We start from the raw sequence: 24661 nt of genomic DNA on the forward strand, positions 1-24661 counted from the left end.
GTCAAGCGACGGCTACGACGTCGAGAATCCGCTGCACCACCCGATCCTGATCGATGCCGGCGGCTTCGGCTTCAAACGACAGAATGATGCGGTGACGCAACACGTCGAACAGCACCGCCTGAATGTCTTCCGGGCTGACGAAGTCGCGCCCGGCCAGCCAGGCGTGGGCCCGGGCGCAGCGGTCGAGGGCGATCGAGCCACGTGGACTGGCGCCATAGGCGATCCACTCGGCCATTTCCGGGTCGAACTTGGCCGGGGTGCGCGTGGCCATGACCAGTTGCACCAGATATTCCTCCACGGCGTCGGCCATGTACAGACCGAGGATTTCCTTGCGCGCGGCGAAAATCGCCTGCTGGCTGACTCGGCGTTCCGGTTTGGTTTCGCCGTTGAGCGCTTCGCCACGGGCCTGCTGCAGGATCCGGCGTTCGACGGCGGCGTCCGGGAAACCGATTTTCACGTGCATCAGGAAACGGTCGAGCTGCGCTTCGGGCAACGGGTAGGTGCCTTCCTGCTCGATCGGGTTCTGCGTGGCCATCACCAGAAACAGCGGCGACAGCTCGTAAGTGCTGCGCCCGACGCTGACCTGACGCTCGGCCATGGCCTCGAGCAGCGCCGATTGCACCTTGGCCGGGGCCCGGTTGATTTCGTCCGCCAGCACCAGGTTGTGGAAGATCGGCCCTTGCTGGAACACGAAACTGCCGGTTTCCGGACGATAGATCTCGGTGCCGGTGATGTCGGCCGGCAGCAGATCCGGGGTGAACTGGATGCGATGGAACTGGGCTTCGATGCCCTCGGCGAGTTCTTTGATCGCTTTGGTCTTGGCCAGACCCGGAGCGCCCTCGACCAGCATATGGCCGTCGGCGAGCAGGGCGATGAGCAAACGCTCGATGAGTTTTTCCTGGCCGAGAATCTGCGTTGAAAGAAAGGTTCGCAGCGCCAGCAGCGCTTCACGATGTTCCATCGGTGACTGTTCCTGGAAAGGGTGGCCGCAGGCGTTCGGATAACGCCGGGGCTGGGGGCGTTACTTTAATCCATCGAGGGGGGCGGCGACTAACGGCATTTTGCGCAAAGTGCGGGAAATGACTGGGGGATTTGTTGGAATTTTGTAGCCGGAGAAAGGTGCAGTGTTCTTTCGGACGCCTTCGCGAGCAGGCTCGCTCCCACATTTGAACGGCGTACACCCGTCAAAGTGGGAGCGAGCCTGCTCGCGAAGGGGGCAGTCCAGACAACGTCAAATTTCGCCTCATCGCTGGCAAGCCAGCTCCCACGGGTATCAGAAGTGCGAATGCGATTTGTGCAACACATCGGCCACTGTGGGAGCTGGCTTGCCAGCGATGAGGCCAGTCCAGTCAGCATCAAATCTGGCTGATATACGTTCCGGTGCCATCCAGGATGTTCTTCAGGGTTTCTTCAACTTCAGCCAGATCAACCATGTCCGGGTTGAAGGTGATCTCCAGCACATCATCGCCATTCAACGCATCGGCATCTGCCGCAGCGATTTCGATCTTCAGCAGGGTCTTGGACAGGGTGACTTTCACGCCGTCGAGCGTCGAAGGCTCGCCATCCAGGGTGATCTCCAGCTCGTCCTCGTCCGGGTAGCGGCTCATCAGAAACATGTCGCCCTTGTCGCTATGGCAGCAGAGCATGGCCATGTTGTCTTCTTCGTCGTCGCACGGGTTGACGATCAGTAGGGCGGTGGTCATTTGCATGGGGGAATTCCTGGCCGACGGGCGCTAAGTGCAATCGAAAGCGCGATTTTGCCAGCCTTGGCGCATTTGCGCTGCTCTCTTGCGTGGGTTGCTTTATTGACGACTGCAACAAGAGGGTGCGTGAAACCTGGCGGAATCAATGAAAAAGGAAAATTCCGACAGATGAATTCTGGGTTGAGGGTTGAAATTTCCGAGGACGCCGCAGGGAAAATTACTTGTTTGAACTTGGCAGCCATTTTCTGCTTTTTCGCTTGTTTTATCGCCACGATTGTCATTATTTTGCGGTTCGAACGCAAAGGAGTGCGTCATCTCAAACCGAAAAAGGGACCTCTTTCAATGCATCCGTATTTCGAACGCGCTGAGGAAATTGCACACCTGTCCGACGATCAGATTGAGCAGATTTATCAGCGATATCTGGACGGGGAAAAAAGCGCTGCGCTTCTGGTCGAGTATCAGATCCCTGCCACTGTCCGCAGCTTGCTCAAGGTTTTGCCGCCGATTGTCAGTCAGGATCTGAAGTGCCCTTATTGCGATGTGCCGATGTGGGTACGTCGGCACGCCCGGGGCACTCCGGTCTCGCAGCGTCATCCTTACAAATGCATACGGTGCGAGCACCGATACTCAGCATCCGCCCGCCATGGCCGACGCATGGCGTGTACTTGCCAGGCATGTTGCCAGGTTCATCAGCAACAATTGGCGGCGCAGGCCGAGCGTGATCGACGCGAACTTGAATCGCGCTTCGGTGTACCGAGTCCCGCGGTGCCGTATTCGACCCTTGGGTTTGTGCAGAAACTGACGTTGCTGGCCTTGCTTGACGATGGCAATGGCAGCCATCCCGAATGGATCGCGCCGTTGAGCGCGACATCCCGAAGCGAACATCTGGCACCGAGCGTCGAGGCCAGCGAGGAAAGATTGAAGAGTCTGCACGAGGCTGGCGTGTTAACGGTCGCGACGAGCTCTGATATCAGGGCCTTCGATCGCACTGAGGGTTGCAGTATCAGTGACTATTCTGCAGTGCGCTGGCAGCCTAATGTGGCACTCGGCGGAGTTGCGCGCTGTAATCGGGAAAGCCTGTACCTGACGCTATATCAGGAGTTATCCGGCGAGATTCAGGTCGCCTGGAAGAGCGAACTCTACGGGCTGATTTTCGATCTGGCCCGAGAAGAATCGCTTCAATACATCCGTGTGCTGGCCAACGAAGTCAGTTTTTCGTTCACGGCCGAGGCGCGTGCCGAAACGGTTGTGGGGCAACTCCTGCAGGATTTTTCCGTAAGCCAGCTCTACTACTTCGCCCGCCTGGCAGTAAAAAACGCTGCGCACTTCTACGCCACCGACAACTCCAAAGGTCGCAATCACGCGTCCAACACCATCCCGCGCAACATGCTCGGGACCGCTCAGGATGCCCTGACTCGGAACTGGCGCAAAAACGCACACCGTGATTCGCGGGTACCGCAATCGGCGTTGCATCGGCTGTTGTACGACGTAGTGCTCAAGGACAGCGGTGCCGGGTTTTCCAAGTCGCCGGGAATGTATTGGCGCGATGAACTGGTGCCGCAGTTCTTCTCCCGTGCAGCTTTTGACAGCGATCTGCTCGGTCATTTGAGGCTGTTTTGCCGAGAGTGTGACTCCAGCAATATCGACGCCAGCATGGATAAACTGGTCCTGAAAACCCTGTGTTACGACTGTGCCACGGTTAGTAAATTCAGGGCGTTCGAGGAGCTGCCTGACTGATGTTAATGGGGGCTGTAAACAGCTCAGGAAAAAGGGAAGGCATAGCGCTCAATGAGAGTGGCGGCGTTCCCTTTTTTCCTTCCAGTTCTTGATCAGCAAGTACGGAAAGTAAAAAAAGATTCGATGGATCAGAAATGGGATGACAAAGAAGAGTATCAACATGCCTGAAGAGAATATCGAGTAAAACAATATGTTTTGTCCAAACAGGTTTCCATATTTTCCGGTGCCTTTTCCAAGATCTGTTTCGGTTAAATAAAAAGCTAATATAAAAAACATAATCATAAAGGCTGTAAAGAATATTCCGGTGATGAATCGAGTTAAAATCCTGTTTTTGTACTGGGCCGGGTCAATCTTCATTGTTTTGTAAGTTTTGTAGAATAGAATTGGCGCAAATATTGGCCCAACAGTCGCTACATAGTTTGCGGTTGCTTTGGAGCTGAAGGGGAATAAGGAAGACCAGAATCCGCTCAAGCCGAAAAGCTGGTTGTCCAGGAAGTCGTTGATGGCAAAATCCAGGCTGCTTTGCGGGAGTGCAGGAAGAAGAAGGTTTATAAAAAAGATCGGCGCGCAGAAAAGGGAAATCAATAATGGAGGTACAGTCAGTTCAGGCGGGTTTTTATTCATCTTGGTGTTCTCCAGTAGGCTGGCTGTGTTGTCTGTTTAACAGAGCCAGCCGGAAGGCTGGCCCGTTACAGATGTTTGCTATCCGTTTGAGGACGCGCTATTGAACTGATCAAGAATCAGTGTATTTATTTTTTCCACGTTATCAGCGCTCAAGAAGGCTGCTGCCAAGGCAATCAATAAGCCGACTACCACGATGCCGGGTACGGTGGTGAGCAGGGCTGGGGAAAAGCTGGCGGCGGTCACTGCCAGTAGTGCGCCTGCCCCCATACCAGCCGCAATACTCTCAAGCTCCAGCATCAACGGTTTCCAATTGCCTTCTTGGAAACCAATCGCAGTTTTCTCGATCACCGAGTGCACCTGCACGATTTTTCCGGTTACGCCAAATCCTTTGGCGAGCCGATTGACACTGTCCATGTAGGTCGCCTTGTCCAGCGCGTTCAGTGCGTCGACAACCGCACGGGTATCCTGCGGGCTGAGCCTTGCATTCGGGTTGGTTCGCACCTGCTCGAACGTTCGCAGCGCCTCGTTGTAGCTCCTGATCTTTTTCCCTGATACATCCTTTTGAAGATCCATCACCACTTGATGCAGCTTGACGCCGTATTTCTCGAGGATGAATTTGTTCGCGTCGGCGACGTAAGCCACCGCGCGTTTGTAGTCATCAATACGTTTGGCCTCCGCTTCGGCAGCGATCCGCTGTTTTTCTTCCTCCAGTCGCAGAGCAGCCTGAAGCGCCTGCTCTTGTCTTTGCGCCTCTTCAGCTTGTCGCGCCGCTTCGGCGGCCTGCTGTTGGGCGAGGGCCTCGGCCTGTCGCCGAGCTATTTCGGCATACAGTCTGGTCTGGCGGTCTTGAAGATTTGCGATTTGTTCGTTCAGAAGCATGGCGTCGTAAGTGGCTTGTAACTTCGCATATTGTTGCGACGTTTTAATATCCCTTAATTTTTGCTGCAGCTCGGTGTTTTTTTGAAAAAGTAATTCATTGACAATATTGGTGGCTTTGTTTAGCCATGTATCGGGAGTAGGGTGGGTCAGCGGTGGGTGCCTGCTGTCTATAATATTCAACTCAGTTTGCAAGCCTTGCTCTAAATTGTGCTTTTTTTCAGATAGTCACTTTCTATCGCCAGTGTGAGCCCATGCATCGGGTTGCCCAGCGGATAGTTCTTGAGAATATCTCCGCGAATGCTGCCAGGGTTCAAATTGATAATTTCCCAAGGGCCATCGCCGTAGATTATCGTTGTCGGAAGTTCAAGTTTTCGCATGTGCTGATTCCTTTCTTTGATGGAGACCCGTTCCGTGGGTCAGGTTGACAAATGATGTCTGGTTTTTTATGGGGTGCGCTTATATAGATAGCACTGCAGATTTTTGCGTTCAAATCGTGCTGTAGGAATTCGGTCTTCAAATTATGTGAGACATTTCTTGTCAGTTTGTAAGCATTCTTTAGTGTGTTTCTACTTGTTGTTTTTATTGGTTTTTTTAGTGCGAACAATCGAAGGCTGTGTAAGCTCTGGCTGGGTGATTTTCCAAGGAGGAAAGGTGTGGCAGGAACGAATTTCAGGTAATCGGTCATTTCAGGTGCGCTTGCCTGTTGAACGGCCACCTGAAGCGCGAGAATTCTCTTTCGCTGCTAATGTTTACCGGTGCGCGGGCCCGCGTTTACGTGCCAATGACCGAATATGTCGCAGCACCGCAAGCAGACACATTGTCGCACCCATTAAGCTGCGCAACGGATGAGCACCCGTAAAGACATTGTCGGCGGCCTCGACAGTCGTTTTTGCAGATGCCCATTCAATGGAAGGTGAATGTGACCTGAGTGTCTCGTCCAGCTTCACCCACCTGTCCCCCTGTTTCCTCTGCCCGAGAATCAGGAACAGGGCGACACAAGCCCCGAAAGGGGTGTTGCACGCGACGCTTTCCATCAATAACAAGCTTAAGCGGAGTACCACAGATGGCGTTCTTCACCGCAGCCAGCAAAGCCGACTTCCAGCACCAACTGCAAGCGGCACTGGCGCAGCACATCAGTGAACAGGCACTGCCACAAGTGGCGCTGTTCGCTGAACAATTCTTCGGCATCATTTCCCTGGACGAGCTGACTCAACGTCGCCTCTCCGACCTCGCTGGCTGTACTCTTTCCGCGTGGCGCCTGCTTGAGCGCTTCGATCACGCGCAACCGCAAGTGCGCGTCTACAACCCCGATTACGAGCGTCATGGCTGGCAGTCGACCCACACCGCGGTCGAAGTCCTGCACCATGACCTGCCATTTCTGGTCGACTCGGTCCGCACCGAGCTGAACCGCCGCGGCTACAGCATCCACACCCTGCAGACCACCGTGCTCAGCGTACGTCGTGGCAGCAAGGGCGAGCTGCTGGAAATCCTGCCCAAGGGCAGCACTGGCGAAGGCGTGCTGCACGAGTCGCTGATGTACCTGGAAATCGACCGCTGCGCCAACGCGGCCGAACTGAATGTGCTGAGCAAAGAACTGGAGCAGGTGCTCGGTGAAGTGCGCGTCGCGGTCGCTGATTTCGAGCCGATGAAGGCCAAGGTGCAGGAGATCCTCACCAAGCTCGATCACAGCGCATTCGCCGTCGATGCCGACGAAAAGACCGAAATCAAGAGCTTCCTGGAATGGCTGGTGGGCAACCACTTCACCTTCCTCGGCTACGAAGAGTTCACCGTTGTCGATCAGGCCGATGGCGGCCATATCGAATACGACCAGAATTCCTTCCTCGGTCTGACCAAACTGCTGCGCACCGGTCTGACCAACGAAGACCGGCACATCGAAGACTACGCGGTGAACTACCTGCGCGAACCGACCCTGCTGTCGTTCGCTAAGGCTGCGCACCCGAGCCGCGTACACCGTCCGGCCTACCCGGACTACGTGTCGATCCGTGAAATCGACGCCGACGGTAAAGTCATCAAGGAACACCGCTTCATGGGCCTGTACACCTCCTCGGTGTATGGCGAGAGCGTGCGGGTCATTCCGTTCATCCGTCGCAAGGTCGAAGAAATCGAACGCCGCTCCGGCTTCCAGTCCAAGGCTCACCTGGGCAAGGAACTGGCGCAGGTACTCGAAGTGCTGCCGCGTGACGACCTGTTCCAGACCCCGGTCGACGAACTGTTCAGCACCGTGATGTCGATCGTGCAGATCCAGGAACGCAACAAGATCCGCGTGTTCCTGCGCAAAGACCCGTACGGTCGCTTCTGCTACTGCCTGGCCTACGTGCCGCGCGACATCTATTCCACCGAAGTGCGCCAGAAGATCCAGCAAGTCCTGATGGAGCGCCTGAAGGCTACCGACTGCGAGTTCTGGACCTTCTTCTCCGAGTCCGTACTGGCTCGCGTGCAGTTGATCCTGCGTGTTGATCCGAAGAACCGCATCGACATCGATCCGCTGCTGCTGGAAAAAGAAGTGGTACAGGCCTGCCGCAGCTGGCAGGACGACTACGCCGCACTGACCGTCGAAAGCTTCGGCGAAGCCCACGGCACCAACGTGCTGGCGGATTTTCCGAAAGGCTTCCCGGCGGGTTACCGCGAGCGTTTCGCGGCGCATTCGGCCGTGGTCGACATGCAGCACCTGCTGAGCCTGAACGAAAAAAATCCGCTGGTGATGAGCTTCTATCAGCCGCTGGGCCAGGTTTCCGGTCAGCGCGAGCTGCATTGCAAGCTGTACCACGCCGACACCCCGCTGGCGCTGTCCGACGTATTGCCGATTCTGGAAAACCTCGGCCTGCGCGTGCTGGGTGAGTTCCCGTACCGTCTGCGTCACACCAATGGCCGCGAGTTCTGGATTCACGACTTCGCGTTCACTGCCGCTGAAGGCCTGGACCTCGACATCCAGCAACTCAACGACACCCTGCAGGACGCGTTCGTCCACATCGTCCGTGGCGATGCCGAGAACGATGCGTTCAACCGTCTGGTGCTGACCGCCGGTCTGCCATGGCGCGACGTGGCGCTGCTGCGTGCCTACGCCCGTTACCTGAAGCAGATTCGTCTGGGCTTCGACTTGGGCTACATCGCCAGCACCCTGAACAACCACACCGACATCGCTCGCGAGCTGACCCGGTTGTTCAAGACCCGTTTCTACCTGGCGCGCAAGCTGGGCAGCGATGATCTGGAAGACAAGCAACAGCGTCTGGAGCAGGCGATTCTGACCGCGCTGGACGACGTTCAGGTGCTCAACGAAGACCGCATCCTGCGTCGTTACCTGGACCTGATCAAAGCCACTCTGCGTACCAACTTCTATCAGACTGACGCCAACGGCCAGAACAAGTCGTACTTCAGCTTCAAGTTCAACCCGCACGCGATCCCTGAGCTGCCGAAGCCGGTACCGAAGTTCGAAATCTTCGTCTACTCGCCACGCGTCGAAGGCGTGCACCTGCGCTTCGGCAACGTGGCGCGCGGTGGTCTGCGCTGGTCCGACCGTGAAGAAGACTTCCGTACCGAAGTGCTTGGCCTGGTAAAAGCCCAGCAAGTGAAGAACTCGGTCATCGTGCCGGTGGGCGCGAAGGGCGGCTTCCTGCCGCGTCGCCTGCCACTGGGCGGCAGCCGTGACGAGATCGCGGCCGAGGGCATCGCCTGCTACCGCATCTTCATTTCCGGTCTACTGGACATCACCGACAACCTGAAAGACGGCGCGCTGGTGCCGCCGGCCAACGTCGTGCGTCATGACGACGATGACCCGTACCTGGTGGTGGCAGCGGACAAGGGCACTGCGACCTTCTCCGACATCGCCAACGGCATCGCCATCGACTACGGCTTCTGGCTGGGTGACGCGTTCGCCTCCGGTGGTTCCGCCGGTTACGACCACAAGAAAATGGGCATCACCGCCAAGGGCGCGTGGGTCGGCGTACAGCGCCACTTCCGCGAGCGCGGCATCAATGTCCAGGAAGACAGCATCACTGTGGTCGGCGTGGGTGACATGGCCGGTGACGTATTCGGCAACGGCCTGTTGATGTCCGACAAGCTGCAACTGGTTGCCGCGTTCAACCACATGCACATCTTCATCGATCCGAACCCGAACCCGGCGACCAGCTTCGTCGAGCGTCAGCGCATGTTCGACCTGCCGCGTTCGGCCTGGACCGACTACGACACCAGCATCATGTCCGAAGGCGGCGGCATCTTCTCGCGCAGCGCGAAGAGCATCGCCATCTCGCCGCAGATGAAAGAACGCTTCGACATCAAGGCCGACAAGCTGACCCCGACCGAACTGCTGAACGCCTTGCTCAAGGCACCGGTGGATCTGCTGTGGAACGGCGGTATCGGTACTTACGTCAAGGCCAGCAGCGAAAGCCATGCCGACGTCGGCGACAAGGCCAACGACGCACTGCGCGTGAACGGCAACGAGCTGCGCTGCAAAGTCGTGGGCGAGGGCGGTAACCTCGGCATGACCCAACTGGGTCGTGTGGAATTCGGTCTGAATGGCGGCGGCTCCAACACCGACTTCATCGACAACGCCGGTGGCGTGGACTGCTCCGACCACGAAGTGAACATCAAGATCCTGCTGAACGAAGTGGTTCAGGCCGGCGACATGACCGACAAGCAACGCAACCAGTTGCTGGCGAGCATGACCGACGAAGTCGGTGGTCTGGTGCTCGGCAACAACTACAAGCAGACCCAGGCCCTGTCCCTGGCGGCGCGTCGTGCCTACGAGCGCATTGCCGAGTACAAGCGTCTGATGAGCGATCTGGAAGGCCGTGGCAAGCTGGACCGTGCCATCGAGTTCCTGCCGACCGAAGAGCAGATCAACGAGCGCGTTGCGGCAGGCCATGGCCTGACCCGTCCCGAGCTGTCGGTGCTGATCTCGTACAGCAAGATCGACCTCAAGGAACAGCTGCTGAACTCGCTGGTGCCGGACGACGACTACCTGACCCGCGACATGGAAACGGCGTTCCCGCCGACCCTGGTCAGCAAGTTCTCCGAAGCCATGCGTCGTCACCGTCTGAAGCGCGAGATCGTCAGCACCCAGATCGCCAACGATCTGGTCAACCACATGGGCATCACCTTCGTTCAGCGACTCAAAGAGTCGACCGGCATGAGTCCGGCGAACGTGGCTGGCGCCTACGTGATCGTGCGTGACATCTTCCACCTCCCGCACTGGTTCCGTCAGATCGAAGCGCTCGACTATCAGGTCTCCGCTGACGTGCAACTGGAGCTGATGGACGAGCTGATGCGTCTGGGCCGCCGTGCTACCCGCTGGTTCCTGCGTGCCCGTCGCAACGAGCAGAACGCTGCCCGTGACGTCGCGCACTTTGGTCCGCACCTCAAGGAGCTGGGGCTGAAGCTCGACGAACTGCTGAGCGGCGAAATCCGTGAAAACTGGCAGGCGCGTTATCAGGCTTACGTCGCGGCCGGTGTGCCGGAGTTGCTGGCGCGTATGGTGGCGGGTACCTCGCACCTGTACACCCTGCTGCCGATCATCGAAGCGTCCGACGTCACTGGTCAGGATCCGGCTGAAGTGGCCAAGGCCTACTTCGCCGTGGGCAGTGCGCTGGACATCACCTGGTACCTGCAACAGATCAGCGCGCTGCCGGTTGAAAACAACTGGCAGGCCCTGGCCCGTGAAGCGTTCCGTGACGATGTGGACTGGCAGCAACGTGCGATCACCATCTCTGTCCTGCAACAGGGCGACGGCACTCAGGACGTGGAAGCACGCCTGGCGCTGTGGATGGCACAGCACGAAAGCATGATCGAGCGCTGGCGCGCCATGCTGGTGGAAATCCGTGCTGCGAGCGGCACTGACTACGCCATGTATGCAGTAGCCAACCGTGAACTGCTTGACCTCGCGTTGAGCGGTCAGGCGGTAGTGCCTGCGACTGCTGCGAATGCCGAGCTTGAACTGGCCTGAGTAGTGGTTGAATGAAGAAGCCCCGGTGTCGTGAGATGCCGGGGCTTTTTTGTGTCTGTTGGTTTTGTGGTGGTCGGGCTGGCCCCTTCGCGAGCAGGCTCGCTCCCACATTTGAAATGCATTCCCCCTGTGGGAGCGGGCTTGCTCGCGAAGAGGCTCTCTGGATCAATACAACTTATGTGCTTGTTTGTTATCCAGCATCGACACTTTATCTGTCGGTCTGGTCAATAAATTACTCAGCGACTGATCAAACTTCTGCAACGCCCGAACTTGCACCTCCTGCTGTTGATTAATATCAGCGACGATCTCTTCCGAACGTTTGAAGTCCGCCCAAACCGGTGTCAGTTCTTTGGCCTCCGAACCTTTCGCCGTACCGATGTAATTCAACTTCGCATCATAAAAATCCGCACTCACATCAGCCTTGATGTCGGAACTGCGCGAGGTGATCAACTGGCTGTGGGTGTCGACGATCGCCACCACATCGGGGTGCGCCGCGCGCAGGCTCTGCATGTCCGGGTACACCGTGACCGAACCGAACTGCCGTTGCAGCGAGGCCTTGACCCAGTCCACGGCCATGTCCGGTTTCGAGGTGTTGACGTAGGCGTCGTGGATCGGCTGCACCAGCAGGCTCTGGCCGAAACCGGTGCCGGCGTTGGCCTGATAGTCACGCAGATATTCACGGTTGGTCTGGGTACTCGGGCTGTAGACCACGCCCAGTGACACGCCGGGACCGCTTTTCACCTGCGCGGCGCTGCTACGGCCGACCGGTTGGGTGAACAGGGTATCGAGGGACGACACCGCTTTCGACGCGGTGGGTACTGAACAGGCGGACAAGGCTAAAACCGATATCGCCAAGGTACTGGCAAAAGCAAGTTTCATGATGAGTCTCCCGTGAAGCAACTTCAGTCGGAAAGTCAGAATTGTCGCGGCTGTGGGTGACGGGCGCACGACAGTTGATTCAGACTAAACCCGCCAACCTGTAAATAAGCTGACAATTTTTCCAGTTATGGCGATGCATTAGTTTTATTGGCTTTAAGGCAAATCGGTTAATTGCCTCGGGAAATAAAAAGGCGAAAAACGGTGTTTTGCGCCTTTTTATTTATGGCTGTGCAAACAACCATCAGTTTTTCAAGGGGATCAATACTTGCTCGTCCGGGGCCAACACCATGAACACCAGCAACTTCGCCGGTTTGCTGTTGCTGGCGTTTTTTGACACCAGGTGTTCTGAGCCGGCCGGTTCGTACCAGAACTGGCCTTTCTTGTAGGTGATCGCCTGTTCGCCCTTGACCTGGGAAATCACTTCGCCTTCGAGCACGTAGGCCATGGCGGTGCCGTCGTGTTTGTGGGCGATCGAGGACTGGCCGGGTTTGTAGTCGACTTCGATCATCATGGCTTTCTTGCCGGGGGCGTTTTTCAGCATCTGGTCTTGCAGGACGGTGACTTTCTCGGATGGGTCGTGAGCCAGGGCGGCGGCAGACATGGACAGGGCGATAACGGCGGTGAAGAGGTGCAGGGCTTTCATGTTCGATCACCAGTTGGGGAGGGGTGGTGACCACAGTAGTCTGCGGAGTGGGGTATTCAAACGGCCAATATTCGGGAAGATCGGGTGACCAATCCGTCGTTCGGCGGTGCAGCTGAATACGTCTTCGCGAGCAAGCTCGCTCCCACAGTTGAATGCATTCCAATGTGGGAGCGGGCTTGCTCGCGAAGGCGTCCGGTCAGACGATGGGGAAACTGTTGAAGTCCACACTATTGGCCAAGCGGCTATCAATAAGGTCTATAAACCCCTGCGCCTCGGGCCGGTTGAAGTGCGCCTGCATCGCCGCTTCCGACTGCCAGCGCGCACTCACCGTCCAGCGCTGGCTGTCCTCGGGGCAGCGGTCGACCATATAGGCGTCGCAGCCCGGTGTCTGACGCAAGGTGTCTACGATCTTCTGCAACTGCCGACCGAGCTCTTCCGAACGGCCGGCGGCGGCGCGCACCTGGACGGTGTTGATCACTTCGTTGGACATTGCTCACACTCCTGAATCAGGCCGGACGAATCCTGCTCATTGAGGGATAACGCCCATGCAGAATAGGCCTGCACCTGCTGATCACCAATAACCAATCGGCGGTTAATCGCCCAGACCAATCATTCACGCCAGTTGTTGCAGAATGTCGCGCAGGCGATCCAGAGCGGTGTCGATATCGAGGGTTTCAATGGCGCCGAAGCCGAAGTACAGGCCGCTCTTCACCGGCTGTTGATAATGGAAAATGTCGATGGAATACAGCCCGACCTCGACTTTTTTCGCCAGTTCGATCACCAGCGCCAGGTCGATCGGCACCTTGCACAGTACTGCCATGTGGAACCCGGCACTGGGCGGTATCGCCTCCAGCCACGGCGCCAGATCCGTGGCCATGCGCGCCAGAATCCGCTCGCGGCGCTGGGCATAAATCGTGTGACAGCGGCGGATGTGCTTGAGCAGGCAACCTTCGGCGATGAACTTGGCCAGCGCCCATTGCGGCAGGGTCGAGGCGTGCAGGTCGGTGAGTTGTTTGGCGCGGATCACCGCCTCGAGAATCGCCGGCGGCAGGATCGCGTAACCCAGGCGCAACTCCGGCAGCAGGGTCTTGGAGAAGGTGCCGACGTAGGCAACGATGCCGCGCTGATCGAGGCTGAACAGTGAGTCCGTAGGCCGCCCTTCGTAGCGGAACTCGCTGTCGTAGTCGTCCTCGATGATGATCGCGCCTAGCTCATAAGCCCTGGCGAGTAAGGCCTCGCGGCGCGCCTGGCTCATCGGCATGCCCAGCGGGAACTGGTGCGACGGCGTGACATAAATCATCCGCGTGCCCTCGGGAATCTGCTCGACCACAATCCCCTCGGCATCCACCGGGATTCCGACCACCTCGGCGCCGTGGGTGCCGAACAGCAGGCGCGCGGGCGGATAACCCGGGTCTTCCATCGCCACTCGACTACCGGGGCTGATCAGCACGCGGGTGATCAAGTCCAGCGCCTGTTGCGCGCCGTTGCACACCACGATGTCCTCGTCCTGACAGTTGATCCCGCGCGAAAACGCGATGTGCCGGGCAATCGCATTGCGCAGCGCCGGCAGGCCTTCAGGCACGCTGTAGAAACCTTTGGAGCCGGCCATCTGGCGCATCGCGTGCGACACGCAACGGCGCCAGTCGTCATGCGGGAACTGGCCCTTGCTGGTGGCGCCGCCGATGAAGTCGTAGCGCAGCGAGCCTTCCAGCGACGGGTGGCGCAGGAACACCGGCAGATTACGCCAGCGCTCGATCACCTCGGCGCTGGCCAGTTCGGTGTGGCTTTGCTTGCGCTGAATCTGCGCCGGGCGCGCATTGACGTACGTGCCTTTGCCGATCACCCCGGTGAGAAAGTTTTCGTAAGTAAGCTGCGCGTAGGTGTCGGAAATGGTCTTGCGCGAGATCCCCAGTTGCTCGGCCAGCAGACGGCTGGGCGGCAACTGCGTGCCGGCGGCCAGGCGCCCGGACTCGATGGCGCCGCGCAGTTGCTTGTACAACTGACCGGCCAGATCCTTGCGGCCATTGATCACGACGTGAAGTTCCATACCGACGCGGCTCCGGAGGGCGATTGAAGTGTCGGCCAGATTACCGCTGTTGCGTGATGGGCAGTAGTTGCCTACCCGAAAAACTCCAAATTGGTCACTAACCCATGTGGGAGCGAGCCTGCTCGCGAATGCGGTGTGTCATTCAAAAATGGGCTGACTGACCTGACGCCTTCGCGAGCAGGCTCGCTCCCACAGGGGATCTGTGTGGAGGTTGAGGGCAGTGGTGTAGCGATATTCCGTGGAATTGGGGCTGTAACGCCGGCAGTTCTGCGCTTACCGTGAACTCATCATTCCGCTTCCCGAGACCTGCCCATGTCCCCGCGTCTGGACTACTACAACGCATCGCCCAAGGCGATGAAAGCGATGATCGCCATGGAGGCGCTGACCAGCGACCTGAGCATCGAGGCGCCGCTGTTGCAACTGATCAGGATTCGCGCTTCGCAGCTCAACGGCTGCGCGTTCTGCACCGACATGCACTCGGTGGACGCGCGGCGGGCCGGGGAGAGTGATCGGCGTTTGTATGCGATCGCGGTGTGGCGCGACAGCGGCTTTTTCAATCCGCGTGAGCGGGCGGCGTTGGCCTGGGCCGAGGCGGTGACGCTGTTGGCCGAAAGTCATGTGCCGGACGATGTTTATCAGTTGGCCAAAGCGCAATTCAGTGAGGCTGAACTGGTGGATCTGACCATGGCCGTGACCACCATCAATAGCTGGAATCGTCTGGCCGTGAGCTTTCGCCAAACCCCGAGCGATTGACGTGCATACCCTGTAATTGGGGTATTTCTAGTGATTGAGGTATTCCTTGTGGTGAGGGGATTCATCCCCGATGGCCTGCGCAGCAGGCCCAAAACTATCCGCCGCGGGTCCTTCAGATAAACCGAGTCAGCGGGATTGACGACTGCTGCGCAGCCGATCGGGGATAAATCCCCTCGCCACAGGTGTGTTTCCCCTTCCTCTAAGTGTGTGAGTTTCTTAGCCTCAGGTGTTTGATTCATTTATTGGTTAATGGGGATGTTCCGTTATTGGCGGGTGGGCGTTGTGGTTTGACTGAGGTGCCGAAGGTGTTGCCCATGCGTGTTCCAGTTGCGGCCGGGGTTGCGAGGCCAACCTGATTTGGTGGCCGTTTGTTCACGGGAACGTTCATTGCTTCCTGATTTTTCTGCGCTGCGGCAGCACCCTCGGGATTGTTGCCCATCTGCTGACTCAGACAATCATAATTCGGCGCCTTGTAGCCGCCCACCGTCACCTCCACACAGCCCAACGGTTGTTCGGCGTGGGCGCTGGCGAAAGCGCTCAGCAGCAGCCCGCCGAGGGCGAATTTCCACAGTGATTTCATGCAAGCCTCCTGGCCGGCCCGAAGCGGCCGTTCTCTGATTGCAGTCTAGTGCAAGCCTTGCGCGAATCCCGTGATGGTTTTTTTGCACCGCCCGTCACACCAGATTCATAAACAGCCATCAGGATGACGGTTTTCAGGGGTACGTCAGCCGTGCAGCGAGGCAGTTCCAGGGACGGTCTTCAGCGTTCAGCGACTCTCGTGCGCCGGGTGAGTCTGGGGCTGCTGCTTGGCTGGTTCAGCGGCGGGGCGACAGCCGAACCGGTGCCGGCGGACTTGCGTATGACGCTGCACATTCCGGCGCAGGATCTGGCCCGGGCGCTGGATCAGTACAGCCACGCCACGGGCGTTGCGGTGCTGGTCGACAGCCAGTTGAGTCGCGGCCGGCGCTCGTTGGCGGTCGATGGCGAATACACCGCTGCTGACGCCTTGCGCCGCTTGCTCGGCGGCAGCGGTCTGATGGCGCGGTATGCCCGCGACGATGCGTTCACCCTGCAAGTGGCGCAGGTCGAAGACGTGCCATCGGCCCAGGACAAAACCACCCCGGCCAGCGCCGCCGTGAGTCGCAGTTACGCCACCGCGGTGCAAGCGGCGATCGAGCGCAACCTGTGCCGTTCGCCACTGACCCGTCCGGGCAGTTATCGCGCGGTGTTGCAGGTCTGGGTCGGGCGCGACGGCGTGGTGCAGCACAACCGGTTGGTCACCACCACCGGTGATGAACGGCGCGATACCGCGCTGGTGGAGAGCTTTCGCAATCTCAGGATCGACCGGCCGACGCCCAGCGCGTTGCGTCAGCCGGTCACGTTGCTGTTGTTACCGGAGTCGTCAGGGAAACGCATGGAATGCACCAAATGGGAAGGAGTTTCCGGGGGATGAAAGACACCGGACAAGGTTCGATGGTCCAGCTGTTCCTGACGTCCTACGAGGACTTTCGGGTGCGCTTGCGACGCCGTCTCGGCTCGGAAGACCTGGCCAACGACGTGCTGCACGAAACCTACCTGCGGGTCGACCGCATGGAGACGCCGCCGAACCTGCTGCGGCCCAACGCCTACCTCTATCGCATGGCCCTGAACATCGCCGCCGACCGCCGTCAGGCCGATGCGCGCCTGCTTACCGGCGAGGAAGTCGAAGAGCTGCTGCAAATCGGCGACGAGGCGCTGGATCCGGCGCGAGTGGTCGGTGGGCAAAAGGAAATCCAGTCGCTGCTCAGCGCCCTCTACGAACTGCCAGCGCGGCGTCGCAGAATCTTCATCGCCGCGCGGCTGGAGGAGGCGCCACACCTGGAAATCTCCCAGCGTTTCGGCATCTCCACGCGCATGGTCGAGAAGGAAATCAAAGCTGCATTGGGCTTCTGCGCGGCGAAACTGGAAAGAAAAGTGTTTCAGCGGTTCGGTCGCGGGGCCGGAAAACCGTCTTCTGAATAGTGCCCGATCAATTCGTTGAGAATCTGCGCGTTTGAACATCTTTCGACTGACACCTGCCGAGCCATCGGCGGCCGAGAATCTGCACAGCGAAGCCCACGACTGGTTGGTCCTGCTGACCTCCGGCCGCGCCACCGTGGCCGACGCCCGCGCCTTGCGCGACTGGTGCGCGCAGAGCGCCGAACATGCCCGCGCTTTCGAAGAGGCCAAGGTGTTGTGGCACAACCTGCAGCCTGCCGCTGAAATGCTGCAGTCGCCTCGGCGCTTCGGCCGGCGCGCGTTTCTCGGTGGCGCCATCGCTGCATCGGCGGCGTTCATGCTGGTGCGCGGGACGATTCCCGGTGGCTTTGGTGGCCTCGGCGCCGATTACATCACTGAAGTCGGCGAGCAGCGCCGGGTCGAACCGGCCGATGGCGTGAGCCTGGAACTGAATACACAAACCCGCATTAACCAGCGCTCCGGCGATGACGGCGTGCAGGGTTTCGAACTGGTCAGCGGCGAAGTCGAAGTACAGACCGCGCGGTTGCCACTGGCGATGCAGGCCGGGGGCGGGTGGTTGCGGGCGAGTCAGGCGCGGTTCAACCTGCGTAACACCGATCAGCAAGTCTGCGTGACCTGCCTGGATGGTTCGGTGGACGTCAATGTCGATGGCCGCAGTCTGCGTTTGCAGCCGGGTGAGCAACTGACCTATGACGGGCAACAGGTGGGCGCGGTGCAGAGCGTCGACACCGCAGCAGTGATGAACTGGCGCCAACAGGTACTGGTATTCAACGGCGCGACCCTCAGCCAGATGATCGACGAGATCAACCGCTACCGCCCCGGCATGTTGCTGCTGCTCAACCGCGAACTCGGCCAACGCCGCGTCCAGGCCCGCTTCAGCCTCGACCAACTCGCCGGCGTCGCCCTGCTGATCCGCGACGCCTACGGCGTCAAATGCACCGAACTCCCCGGCGGCGTCGTCGTCCTCAGCTAACCCAATCCCACCACTCCCTGTGGGAGCGAGCTTGCTCGCGAAGGCGGCCTTCCAGCCAACTCATCTCTCTCAGACTGCATACCATCCACTTGTAGGAGTGAGCCTGCTCGCGATGACGGCCCGACAGCCGACCAATATCTACCGGCTTGTGGGAGCTGACCTACCAGCGATGACAGCTCACAAGCCAACCATTCCCCAATTGACCAAACCCAATCCAATTGTGGGAGCGGGCTTGCTCGCGAAGGCGTCCACTCAGCCAAATCATCATCAACTGACCCACCGCATTCGCGAGCAAGCCCGCTCCCACAGTTTTTGCAGTGATTCAGATTATTGCAGCGGCCCCATCACCTGCCGATACCGCTCCACCCCCTGCGCCGTCTCCCGCGTCAACCGAACCTCCAACCCCGACGGATCCTCCCGCCGATTCCCACTCAACTGCCGCCAACCCTTATCCACCTCCCAAACCCGCACCTGCACATCACTCACCCCCTGCAACACCGCCACCCCAGCCCCCGGCGCCGGCAACGGATAACGACTGCGCGCCTCAGCCACCGCCCGATACAACGTATCCCCCTTGACCCACCAACGCACCCGCTGCAAGGCCCCAGGCTGATCCGCCGCACTACGAATGATATCCAGCCGAAACCCCTTGCTATCACTGCTCCGCACCGTCAGCGCAGGCGGCGCGCTCGGCGGCTCATCATCCACGCCAACCTTCTTCGGCTCAGTCAATTCAATCCCCGCACGCATCTCCACATCACGCTGCAACTGATTCAACGCCCGCAACAAACTGTCACTCTGCTCACTGCTCGCCTGCAAATGACTGTCCGCCCGCGTCACACTGTCCAACCCGCGCCAAGCAATCAGACTGACCACCGCCATCAACAGAATCGCGACCATCACCTCGATCAGGGTAAAGCCCCGTTGATCGTTCATTGCACACTGATCCTTCCACTGGCATCACGCAGCACACTCAGCCGATTAAGCCCATCAGACAGGGTCAACTGCAGCGGCGGATTGATCCACTCGGCGTTAAGCACCACCTTCTGCTTCGGCTCCACCCGCACCTCCAGCTTCGGACTCTGCCAGGTGCGCGGCCGCAACTGCGGATCATCCTTGAAATGCTCAAACCCCCGACCACTGTCACTGCGCCGACTGAACCGAAACCCCTTGCCATCACTCACCCAAACAATCGGCCGACCATCCGCCCGCGCCTCCGCCTGCGCCACCTGCAGCAACTGCGCCACCCGCTCGGCGTCCTTGCGCAGCAATTGCAGCGGATCCGGCTTGATACTCAGGCTGATCGCCGCACTGGCGATGCCGATGATCACCAGCACCACCATCAGCTCAATCAGCGTAAAGCCCTGTTGCTTGCCCACATTCATCGGTTGCGCGCTCCGTTGCGTCCGGCCCCGTCCCAAAAAAACATCCTGCACGGCCAACATGTAAGACGTGTGAAATAAAACCGTGAGAATTGCCGCGTAGCCTGTCAGCAGGGACAAAAAGGAGATTCAGCCCGTGATGCTCACCACCCGCATATCCCCCCCGCAAACCGTCCAGGCCCTCGCACTGCTCGCCGCCCTGGTCGGCGTCGCGACCTGGTCGTCGCTACTCCTGACCTCCGCCGAATCCCACACCCCTCCGGCGCCACCGCAAATGCTCGCGGCGCGCAGTGACAGCCCGGCGTTGCAGTGGTTTTCCAACCAGACGGCGCCGGTGGACATCAAGGTGAGCGGGGTGATGGCGGGGAGTCGGGGGGCGGTGGCGATTTTGAGTTTGAACGATGGACCGCCGAGGAGTTTTTTGCAGGGGGAGAGGGTGGGGCCTGGGGTGAAGTTGGTGGCTGTGGAGGGGGATGGGGTGGTGATTGAGCAGGGGGGGGAGAGGGTGCGGTTGGGGGTGGAGAGGTTGGGGGAGGGGGTGGAGATGCCTAGGTTGGTTAGGCCGTGAGTTGTTGGGGGGGGGGGCAGTAATCGGCGTTTCGATAGAGGTAGATACTGTATTTCGTTGGGAGGGTGAAAAAGCCAATCCTCGCAAATTCTCTTGTGAAAGAGATAGGTAAGGATGAAGTAAAGGAGAGTTGGATTTCTATATCTCTAAGCATCGTTGATGCTGGCTTGATGCTTTAAGCTGCTTGTGTTAAAAAATGCCGCCCGCCCAAGGCTCGCATTTCTGAGGCGTAAACGCCTCAGCTTGTAGCGCTTAGTACTTTGACTCTTCGAGTCTGTTTGTCGCCAAATTATCGCGTTGGCGATGTTGGAGCCTTGGGTGTGGCTCCATTTTTGTATCGTATGAAAAAAAGTAGAAGGGAATTTACGCGTATGGTGTCGCTGAATTTTTACTTAAAAGAACAGGCGGCAGAATACAAGGTTTTAAGTAATAAACACATGGCGCAGATTTTGGGAGTTAAAACTTCTGTACTGGCGTACTATGCGTATTATTTGCCAGATAATAAAAAATATAACTCTTTTAATATAGCGAAGCGTGGCGGTGGTTTTCGATTGATTGAGGCGCCGAATAAGCGTCTAAAAGATCTTCAAAGGATCATCGCTGAATACTTAGGGGGTTACTACAAGCCCCGGGCTTGTGTTTTTGCGTATGTGGGGAAACGTGGAATTGTCGAGCATGCAAGTGTGCATGTATGCCAGCGTTGGTTGCTTCGGTTGGATCTTAAAGATTTTTTCCATTCGATAACTGCGCCTAGACTGGCAGGGCTCTTAAGCGCGCCTCCTTTCCTGCTAGCACCCGGTGTAGCACGTACCATCAGTTTTATTTGCACTAAAGATGGTCGTCTTACTCAGGGTGCCCCCGTGAGTCCGGTGATTAGTAATATTATATGTCGCGGTCTAGATTATAGTTTAAAGACGTATGCGGCTAAAAATAAATGTTATTATACGCGTTATGCTGATGATATATTTTTTTCAAATAATGGTGCTGTATTCCCTTCTTCACTAGCTCGCAAAGATGAAGCTGGTACAGTGATTCTGGGGGATGAGTTAAAAGACATCATAAAAGCTTCGGGTTTTTTGATTAACGATAACAAAACCTTTTTGAGAAGTAGGGCGGAGCGCCAAATCGTTACCGGAGTGGTTGTAAATAAGAAGTCTAACGTTCCAAGAGAATATATACGTCAGATTAAGTCGGCGCTCCACTCTTGGAAAAAGTTTGGCTTGGAGTCCGCTGAGAATTATTGGAGTGAGAAGATTGATAAACGTAATCGTTGGAATGGCGCATCAATCAGTTTCAAACTGGCGTTACGTGGGCAGATAAATCATGTTGGGCACGTTAAGGGATATTCTGACTCGGTCTATTTGATGTTGGCGCGTAAACTCAGTCAGCTTGACAATACTTTCAATTTTGATGAGAGATCAATTGCCGAATCAATTGCCGAAGAGGTTCATGTCTTTTGTGAGGGTGAATCAGATATTTTGCATTTGAGGCATGCATTTCAATGCTTGAAATCAGAATATCCTTCGTTGAATTTGATATTCAAGTTGCCAGGAATTGGGAAGGGTGATGGAAGCTCTGTGTTGAAAAATTTCTGCGATATGGTAAAGAACCATACACAGCGCCATCTCACAATTTGCCTGTTTGATCGAGACGAGCCAAATATTATTCGTGAGATGTCTGGTTCTGCTGTTCCATATAAGGATTATGGGGGGAATGTATTTAGCCTTGTCATGCCCTCGCCGGATTTTAGGAATGAAAATATCTGTATAGAGTTTTTATATAAAGACGTGGATTTGTTGCGGCAAGACACTCAAGGGCGAAGACTGTATTTGGGTGAAGAGTTCGACCAAAATAGTCGATTTAAGGGACAGGGAACAATTTTTAAGAAAATCCCTAAAAGCTCCCTCATTCTGGATTCAGATATCATAGATTATCAAACCGGAAATAATGTCGCCTTGAGCAAGGTTAAGTTTGCTGAATATATCTCAAATGGTGTTGCACCTTTTGATTCTGTTGATGTTTCAGCTTTTAGTGTGATATTTAATCAGATTGCCGCTATTAGGGATTCGTATATGAGTCTAGGCGTATAATGAAGAGCTAACTTTCTAGAAAATTAGGGGTTTGTTTAATAAATAATAGATGTTCCCGTTTTTTGCGTGTGTCATAATTGAGTGGCCTCAATTATTAGAAAGTGTGGGCGCTCTAAGTAATTGTTCGAATACCCTCAACGAAGGGGGGATTTATTTCCCGATAATACACCAGTCCCCTTTATTGTCCTCGCCTGCCTAAGCGCACGAGAACTGATCGAGTATTTCCGCTCTGCGTGATGATCGCTGTGTTGAATTGAAGTACAGCGGTGTTGGCTATGAGCAGTCGGCAAGGCATTTGCCGGCTTATCTATCATCGCGCAGAACAGATATTATCGGAGTTTGACTTCACGAGGATCACTGCTGTCTATTTTTTTCTGCCAACAGTCTGATTCTTGAACATAAGACCTTCCGCGTCCGATTTTTCAATTGGATATGCTTTCCAGTGGTACTCGGTATACCGGCATCCCTTCGCGGGGAGTGAGATTCGTTGCTGGCCATGTAAACCCAGCTCTTTCCCCAACAGTTGCCGTCGTAACTGATTCGTCCTCGACTTTTATAGACGTTATAATGCTTTCGTCGTATACCATTCCTGACATTAACGCAATTTTATCGCCTATTTTCACAGAGCTTTTTGTGAGGTGAACTCCAATTCGACCCGAGAAAACCTTTCCGATGGTGCCGATTTCCTCGTAATGGGATGGGATCATCTTAATCCGGCCCTTTCTGTAAAAAACATCCATAACAAATTTGGACGGCCAGTTGTGTTTTCGCATTCCGTTTAGAAGGTTGTATAAGTCAAAGCTGGTCATGAGACCAAGATCTGTATCATTTGAAATGTCAATTATTTCTTGACGAAATGCTTGATTGTCGCGGGATAGAGGAGGGAGATGCCTGTAGTGGTTTATAATGGAGAGGCCCTGAACATCTGTACGATTCATCTCTTTCATGTTTATCAGTGCGTGCTTGTTGGCTTGTGTACTGTCGCTATCGCTTGGGGCACCTCCGACTCCTTTTATGTCAACAATCAGAAGAGGACTTCGGTCTTCAATGCGCAGATCCTCTCGCCGCGCCTTATTCTCGGCGTCTCGAATTAGATCCATGTCAATCACTTTCTGGAAGCCAATTTCTTTCATGGCTTTCTTAACAGCCAAAACTAGCTGGTCACCTGTACCGTCCAATAGACTATGGATCCATCCATGCTCTACCTTGTATTGATCGATCTCTGCATCAAGAGTCGCTAGATTTTTTTCGGCTTCTTTTTTGACCCTGGTTTTTTCAGATTCCAACTCGGTAATTCGCGATAGTTCATATTCTTTACTATGCACCCAAGAACGTTTTTCTACTTCGGGAAAAAGATGAGGTAGCATGGCGGGGAGAACACTACCTAATAATTCAGCTAAAAATACTCCTTTGTCCTTTATCTGAGGTAGTACCAAGATTGTACCGTCGCCATCGCTTCCAATTGCTGCCACTGGGCGCCGAAATTTGCTTTCAGCTAAAACTTTCCATTTTTCTTGATAATATCCAAAGCCTAGGGTGCAGGTGTGTCGAGCACCGTTTAAATGTCTTTCAATCAAAGCTCCTATTGAGGACTTATCAACAACAGTGATGTTTTCTCCTTCGTCGGCAGTTATTTGGAAGGTACGGAATGCTGATAACATGCTCCAGATATTTTGTTCTATTTTTGAATTTAAATGCAGGTTGTCTCGAATAATTCTTGCGTGGCACGCATCGGCTGGGCTCAACTTGTCAGCGAAGACTACACAAATGCCACCCGATTTAACAATTCGATCCAAATCCTCTTGGAGTTTAATAGAACCTAATAACCTCGAATCTAGATGTCCATGATCTAATTTGGCCCACATATCCTCATGACGCTCGGGGATTAAAGAAGTAGGTGGAGATTTTGTTGAGAGTTCTTTTACGCTTAAATCTATGATGACAATGTCTGACTCTTCATGGTCGTTAATGACGAAGCATGGTGTGATCTTTTGCCATTGAGGACTTTTTACAACTTCAAATACCTTCCCAAGTGAACCATGTTTCACATCAAGCCATTTTTCCTCAATAACCAGTCTATCTGGCTGAGGGATGTCGATCATGTAGATTTTTGGTTTTGAGAACTTAAATTTTTCATTGATGATTGCGTAGCTGGGTGAAAGCTGCGATTCTATATTTATATCCGGGGGGCGGGTTTCTTGGACCTCTTCAGTCAAGTTGGTTGGCTTGGCAGTTGCAGGAGTGCTACTGACCTTTTTTTGGAGTTTTTTTAACAGTTTGAACATTGAAGCTTTTCCCTGCTTGCTCTTGATAGTCTGAGCAGAGCCGTCCTCAACCATCTGAGCTGTCAATGTGTGCATCTGAATGGGTGCTGGTCGGTTTGCCGCTGTCAATATTACCTTCAATTCGCAGGTTTTGTATCAACC

General features: G+C 56.0%; 21 protein-coding genes. 8 read left to right on the forward strand and 13 right to left on the reverse strand.

What is annotated here, in order from left to right:
• Position 1 precedes the first annotated feature (1 nt).
• Together H043_RS0118510 and H043_RS0118515 are read right to left on the reverse strand one after the other, a co-directional pair.
• Entirely contained in the window at positions 2-961 is a 960-nt protein-coding gene (locus tag H043_RS0118510) for a MoxR family ATPase (RefSeq protein WP_003218556.1), read from the reverse strand.
• A gap of 394 nt (positions 962-1355) precedes the next feature.
• Positions 1356-1709: a hypothetical protein gene (locus H043_RS0118515; protein WP_011334588.1), complete on the reverse strand. Its 354-nt coding sequence runs from the start codon at positions 1707-1709 to the stop codon at positions 1356-1358.
• Positions 1710-1829: 120 nt separating this feature from the next.
• Here H043_RS0118515 and H043_RS0118520 point away from each other — a divergent pair, with 120 nt between their 5' ends.
• The gene (locus H043_RS0118520) at positions 1830-3440 is read left to right on the forward strand and encodes a hypothetical protein (protein WP_256214322.1); all 1611 of its coding nucleotides are present in this window, start codon (positions 1830-1832) and stop codon (positions 3438-3440) included.
• A 48-nt stretch (positions 3441-3488) separates the two neighbouring features.
• On the opposite strand, the gene cui is transcribed toward H043_RS0118520, so the two are convergent.
• The 3 genes from cui to H043_RS30295 all read right to left on the reverse strand — a co-directional run bounded on the left by cui (position 3489) and on the right by H043_RS30295 (position 5320).
• Positions 3489-4064 (reverse strand): colicin immunity protein Cui, encoded by a 576-nt coding sequence (cui, locus tag H043_RS0118525; protein ID WP_027613098.1) that lies wholly within the window; start codon positions 4062-4064, stop codon positions 3489-3491.
• 78 nt (positions 4065-4142) lie between these two features.
• Positions 4143-5135: a colicin-like pore-forming protein gene (locus tag H043_RS0118530; protein ID WP_027613099.1), complete on the reverse strand. Its 993-nt coding sequence runs from the start codon at positions 5133-5135 to the stop codon at positions 4143-4145.
• 8 nt (positions 5136-5143) lie between these two features.
• Positions 5144-5320: a hypothetical protein gene (locus H043_RS30295; protein ID WP_155953501.1), complete on the reverse strand. Its 177-nt coding sequence runs from the start codon at positions 5318-5320 to the stop codon at positions 5144-5146.
• Positions 5321-6006: 686 nt separating this feature from the next.
• Between H043_RS30295 and H043_RS0118540 the strand changes: the two genes are divergently transcribed.
• Entirely contained in the window at positions 6007-10902 is a 4896-nt protein-coding gene (locus H043_RS0118540) for an NAD-glutamate dehydrogenase (protein ID WP_027613100.1), read from the forward strand.
• A 165-nt stretch (positions 10903-11067) separates the two neighbouring features.
• Here H043_RS0118540 and H043_RS0118545 read toward each other — a convergent pair whose 3' ends face one another.
• The 4 genes from H043_RS0118545 to H043_RS0118560 all read right to left on the reverse strand — a co-directional run bounded on the left by H043_RS0118545 (position 11068) and on the right by H043_RS0118560 (position 14471).
• Positions 11068-11781 carry a hypothetical protein gene (locus tag H043_RS0118545; RefSeq protein ID WP_027613101.1) on the reverse strand — a complete coding sequence of 238 codons (714 nt, stop codon included), beginning with the start codon at positions 11779-11781 and terminating at the stop codon, positions 11068-11070.
• Positions 11782-12022: 241 nt separating this feature from the next.
• Positions 12023-12424, reverse strand: coding sequence for a cupin domain-containing protein (locus tag H043_RS0118550; protein ID WP_027613102.1), 402 nt, complete (start codon positions 12422-12424; stop codon positions 12023-12025).
• Between the two features lie 196 nt (positions 12425-12620).
• Positions 12621-12914 carry a putative quinol monooxygenase gene (locus H043_RS0118555; protein WP_003225668.1) on the reverse strand — a complete coding sequence of 98 codons (294 nt, stop codon included), beginning with the start codon at positions 12912-12914 and terminating at the stop codon, positions 12621-12623.
• A 123-nt stretch (positions 12915-13037) separates the two neighbouring features.
• Positions 13038-14471 (reverse strand): PLP-dependent aminotransferase family protein, encoded by a 1434-nt coding sequence (locus tag H043_RS0118560; RefSeq protein ID WP_027613103.1) that lies wholly within the window; start codon positions 14469-14471, stop codon positions 13038-13040.
• A 312-nt stretch (positions 14472-14783) separates the two neighbouring features.
• On the opposite strand from H043_RS0118560, the gene H043_RS0118565 reads away from it, so the two are divergent.
• Entirely contained in the window at positions 14784-15224 is a 441-nt protein-coding gene (locus tag H043_RS0118565; RefSeq protein ID WP_027613104.1) for a carboxymuconolactone decarboxylase family protein, read from the forward strand.
• 235 nt (positions 15225-15459) lie between these two features.
• Here H043_RS0118565 and H043_RS0118570 read toward each other — a convergent pair whose 3' ends face one another.
• Complete coding sequence (locus H043_RS0118570) at positions 15460-15804, reverse strand: hypothetical protein (protein ID WP_027613105.1); 345 nt, start codon at positions 15802-15804, stop codon at positions 15460-15462.
• A 207-nt stretch (positions 15805-16011) separates the two neighbouring features.
• Here H043_RS0118570 and H043_RS0118575 point away from each other — a divergent pair, with 207 nt between their 5' ends.
• The 3 genes from H043_RS0118575 to H043_RS0118585 are packed head-to-tail and all read left to right on the forward strand — an operon-like array spanning position 16012 to position 18195.
• A complete protein-coding gene (locus tag H043_RS0118575) occupies positions 16012-16677 on the forward strand; it encodes a secretin and TonB N-terminal domain-containing protein (protein ID WP_256214325.1) in 666 nt (221 codons plus the stop codon).
• Entirely contained in the window at positions 16674-17225 is a 552-nt protein-coding gene (locus H043_RS0118580) for an RNA polymerase sigma factor (RefSeq protein ID WP_027613107.1), read from the forward strand. Before H043_RS0118575 ends, H043_RS0118580 begins: the two co-directional genes overlap by 4 nt.
• Positions 17226-17256: 31 nt before the next feature.
• A complete protein-coding gene (locus tag H043_RS0118585) occupies positions 17257-18195 on the forward strand; it encodes a FecR domain-containing protein (protein ID WP_027613108.1) in 939 nt (312 codons plus the stop codon).
• A 327-nt stretch (positions 18196-18522) separates the two neighbouring features.
• Here H043_RS0118585 and H043_RS0118590 read toward each other — a convergent pair whose 3' ends face one another.
• Both H043_RS0118590 and gspH read right to left on the reverse strand, forming a co-directional pair.
• Positions 18523-19131, reverse strand: coding sequence for a prepilin-type N-terminal cleavage/methylation domain-containing protein (locus H043_RS0118590; RefSeq protein ID WP_027613109.1), 609 nt, complete (start codon positions 19129-19131; stop codon positions 18523-18525).
• Positions 19128-19580, reverse strand: a complete 453-nt coding sequence (gene gspH, locus H043_RS0118595) for a type II secretion system minor pseudopilin GspH (protein WP_027613110.1) — start codon at positions 19578-19580, stop codon at positions 19128-19130. The genes H043_RS0118590 and gspH overlap by 4 nt, the downstream gene beginning before the upstream one ends.
• Positions 19581-19716: 136 nt before the next feature.
• Here gspH and H043_RS0118600 point away from each other — a divergent pair, with 136 nt between their 5' ends.
• Both H043_RS0118600 and H043_RS0118605 read left to right on the forward strand, forming a co-directional pair.
• The gene (locus H043_RS0118600) at positions 19717-20145 is read left to right on the forward strand and encodes a type II secretion system protein N (RefSeq protein ID WP_049827912.1); all 429 of its coding nucleotides are present in this window, start codon (positions 19717-19719) and stop codon (positions 20143-20145) included.
• A gap of 320 nt (positions 20146-20465) precedes the next feature.
• Positions 20466-22235: a reverse transcriptase domain-containing protein gene (locus H043_RS0118605; protein WP_256214326.1), complete on the forward strand. Its 1770-nt coding sequence runs from the start codon at positions 20466-20468 to the stop codon at positions 22233-22235.
• 422 nt (positions 22236-22657) lie between these two features.
• On the opposite strand, the gene H043_RS0118610 is transcribed toward H043_RS0118605, so the two are convergent.
• Positions 22658-24520, reverse strand: a complete 1863-nt coding sequence (locus tag H043_RS0118610; RefSeq protein WP_155953502.1) for a hypothetical protein — start codon at positions 24518-24520, stop codon at positions 22658-22660.
• Positions 24521-24661 lie beyond the last annotated feature (141 nt).

The organism is Pseudomonas sp. URIL14HWK12:I6 (assembly GCF_000514195.1).
Taxonomy (GTDB): domain Bacteria; phylum Pseudomonadota; class Gammaproteobacteria; order Pseudomonadales; family Pseudomonadaceae; genus Aquipseudomonas; species Aquipseudomonas putida_A.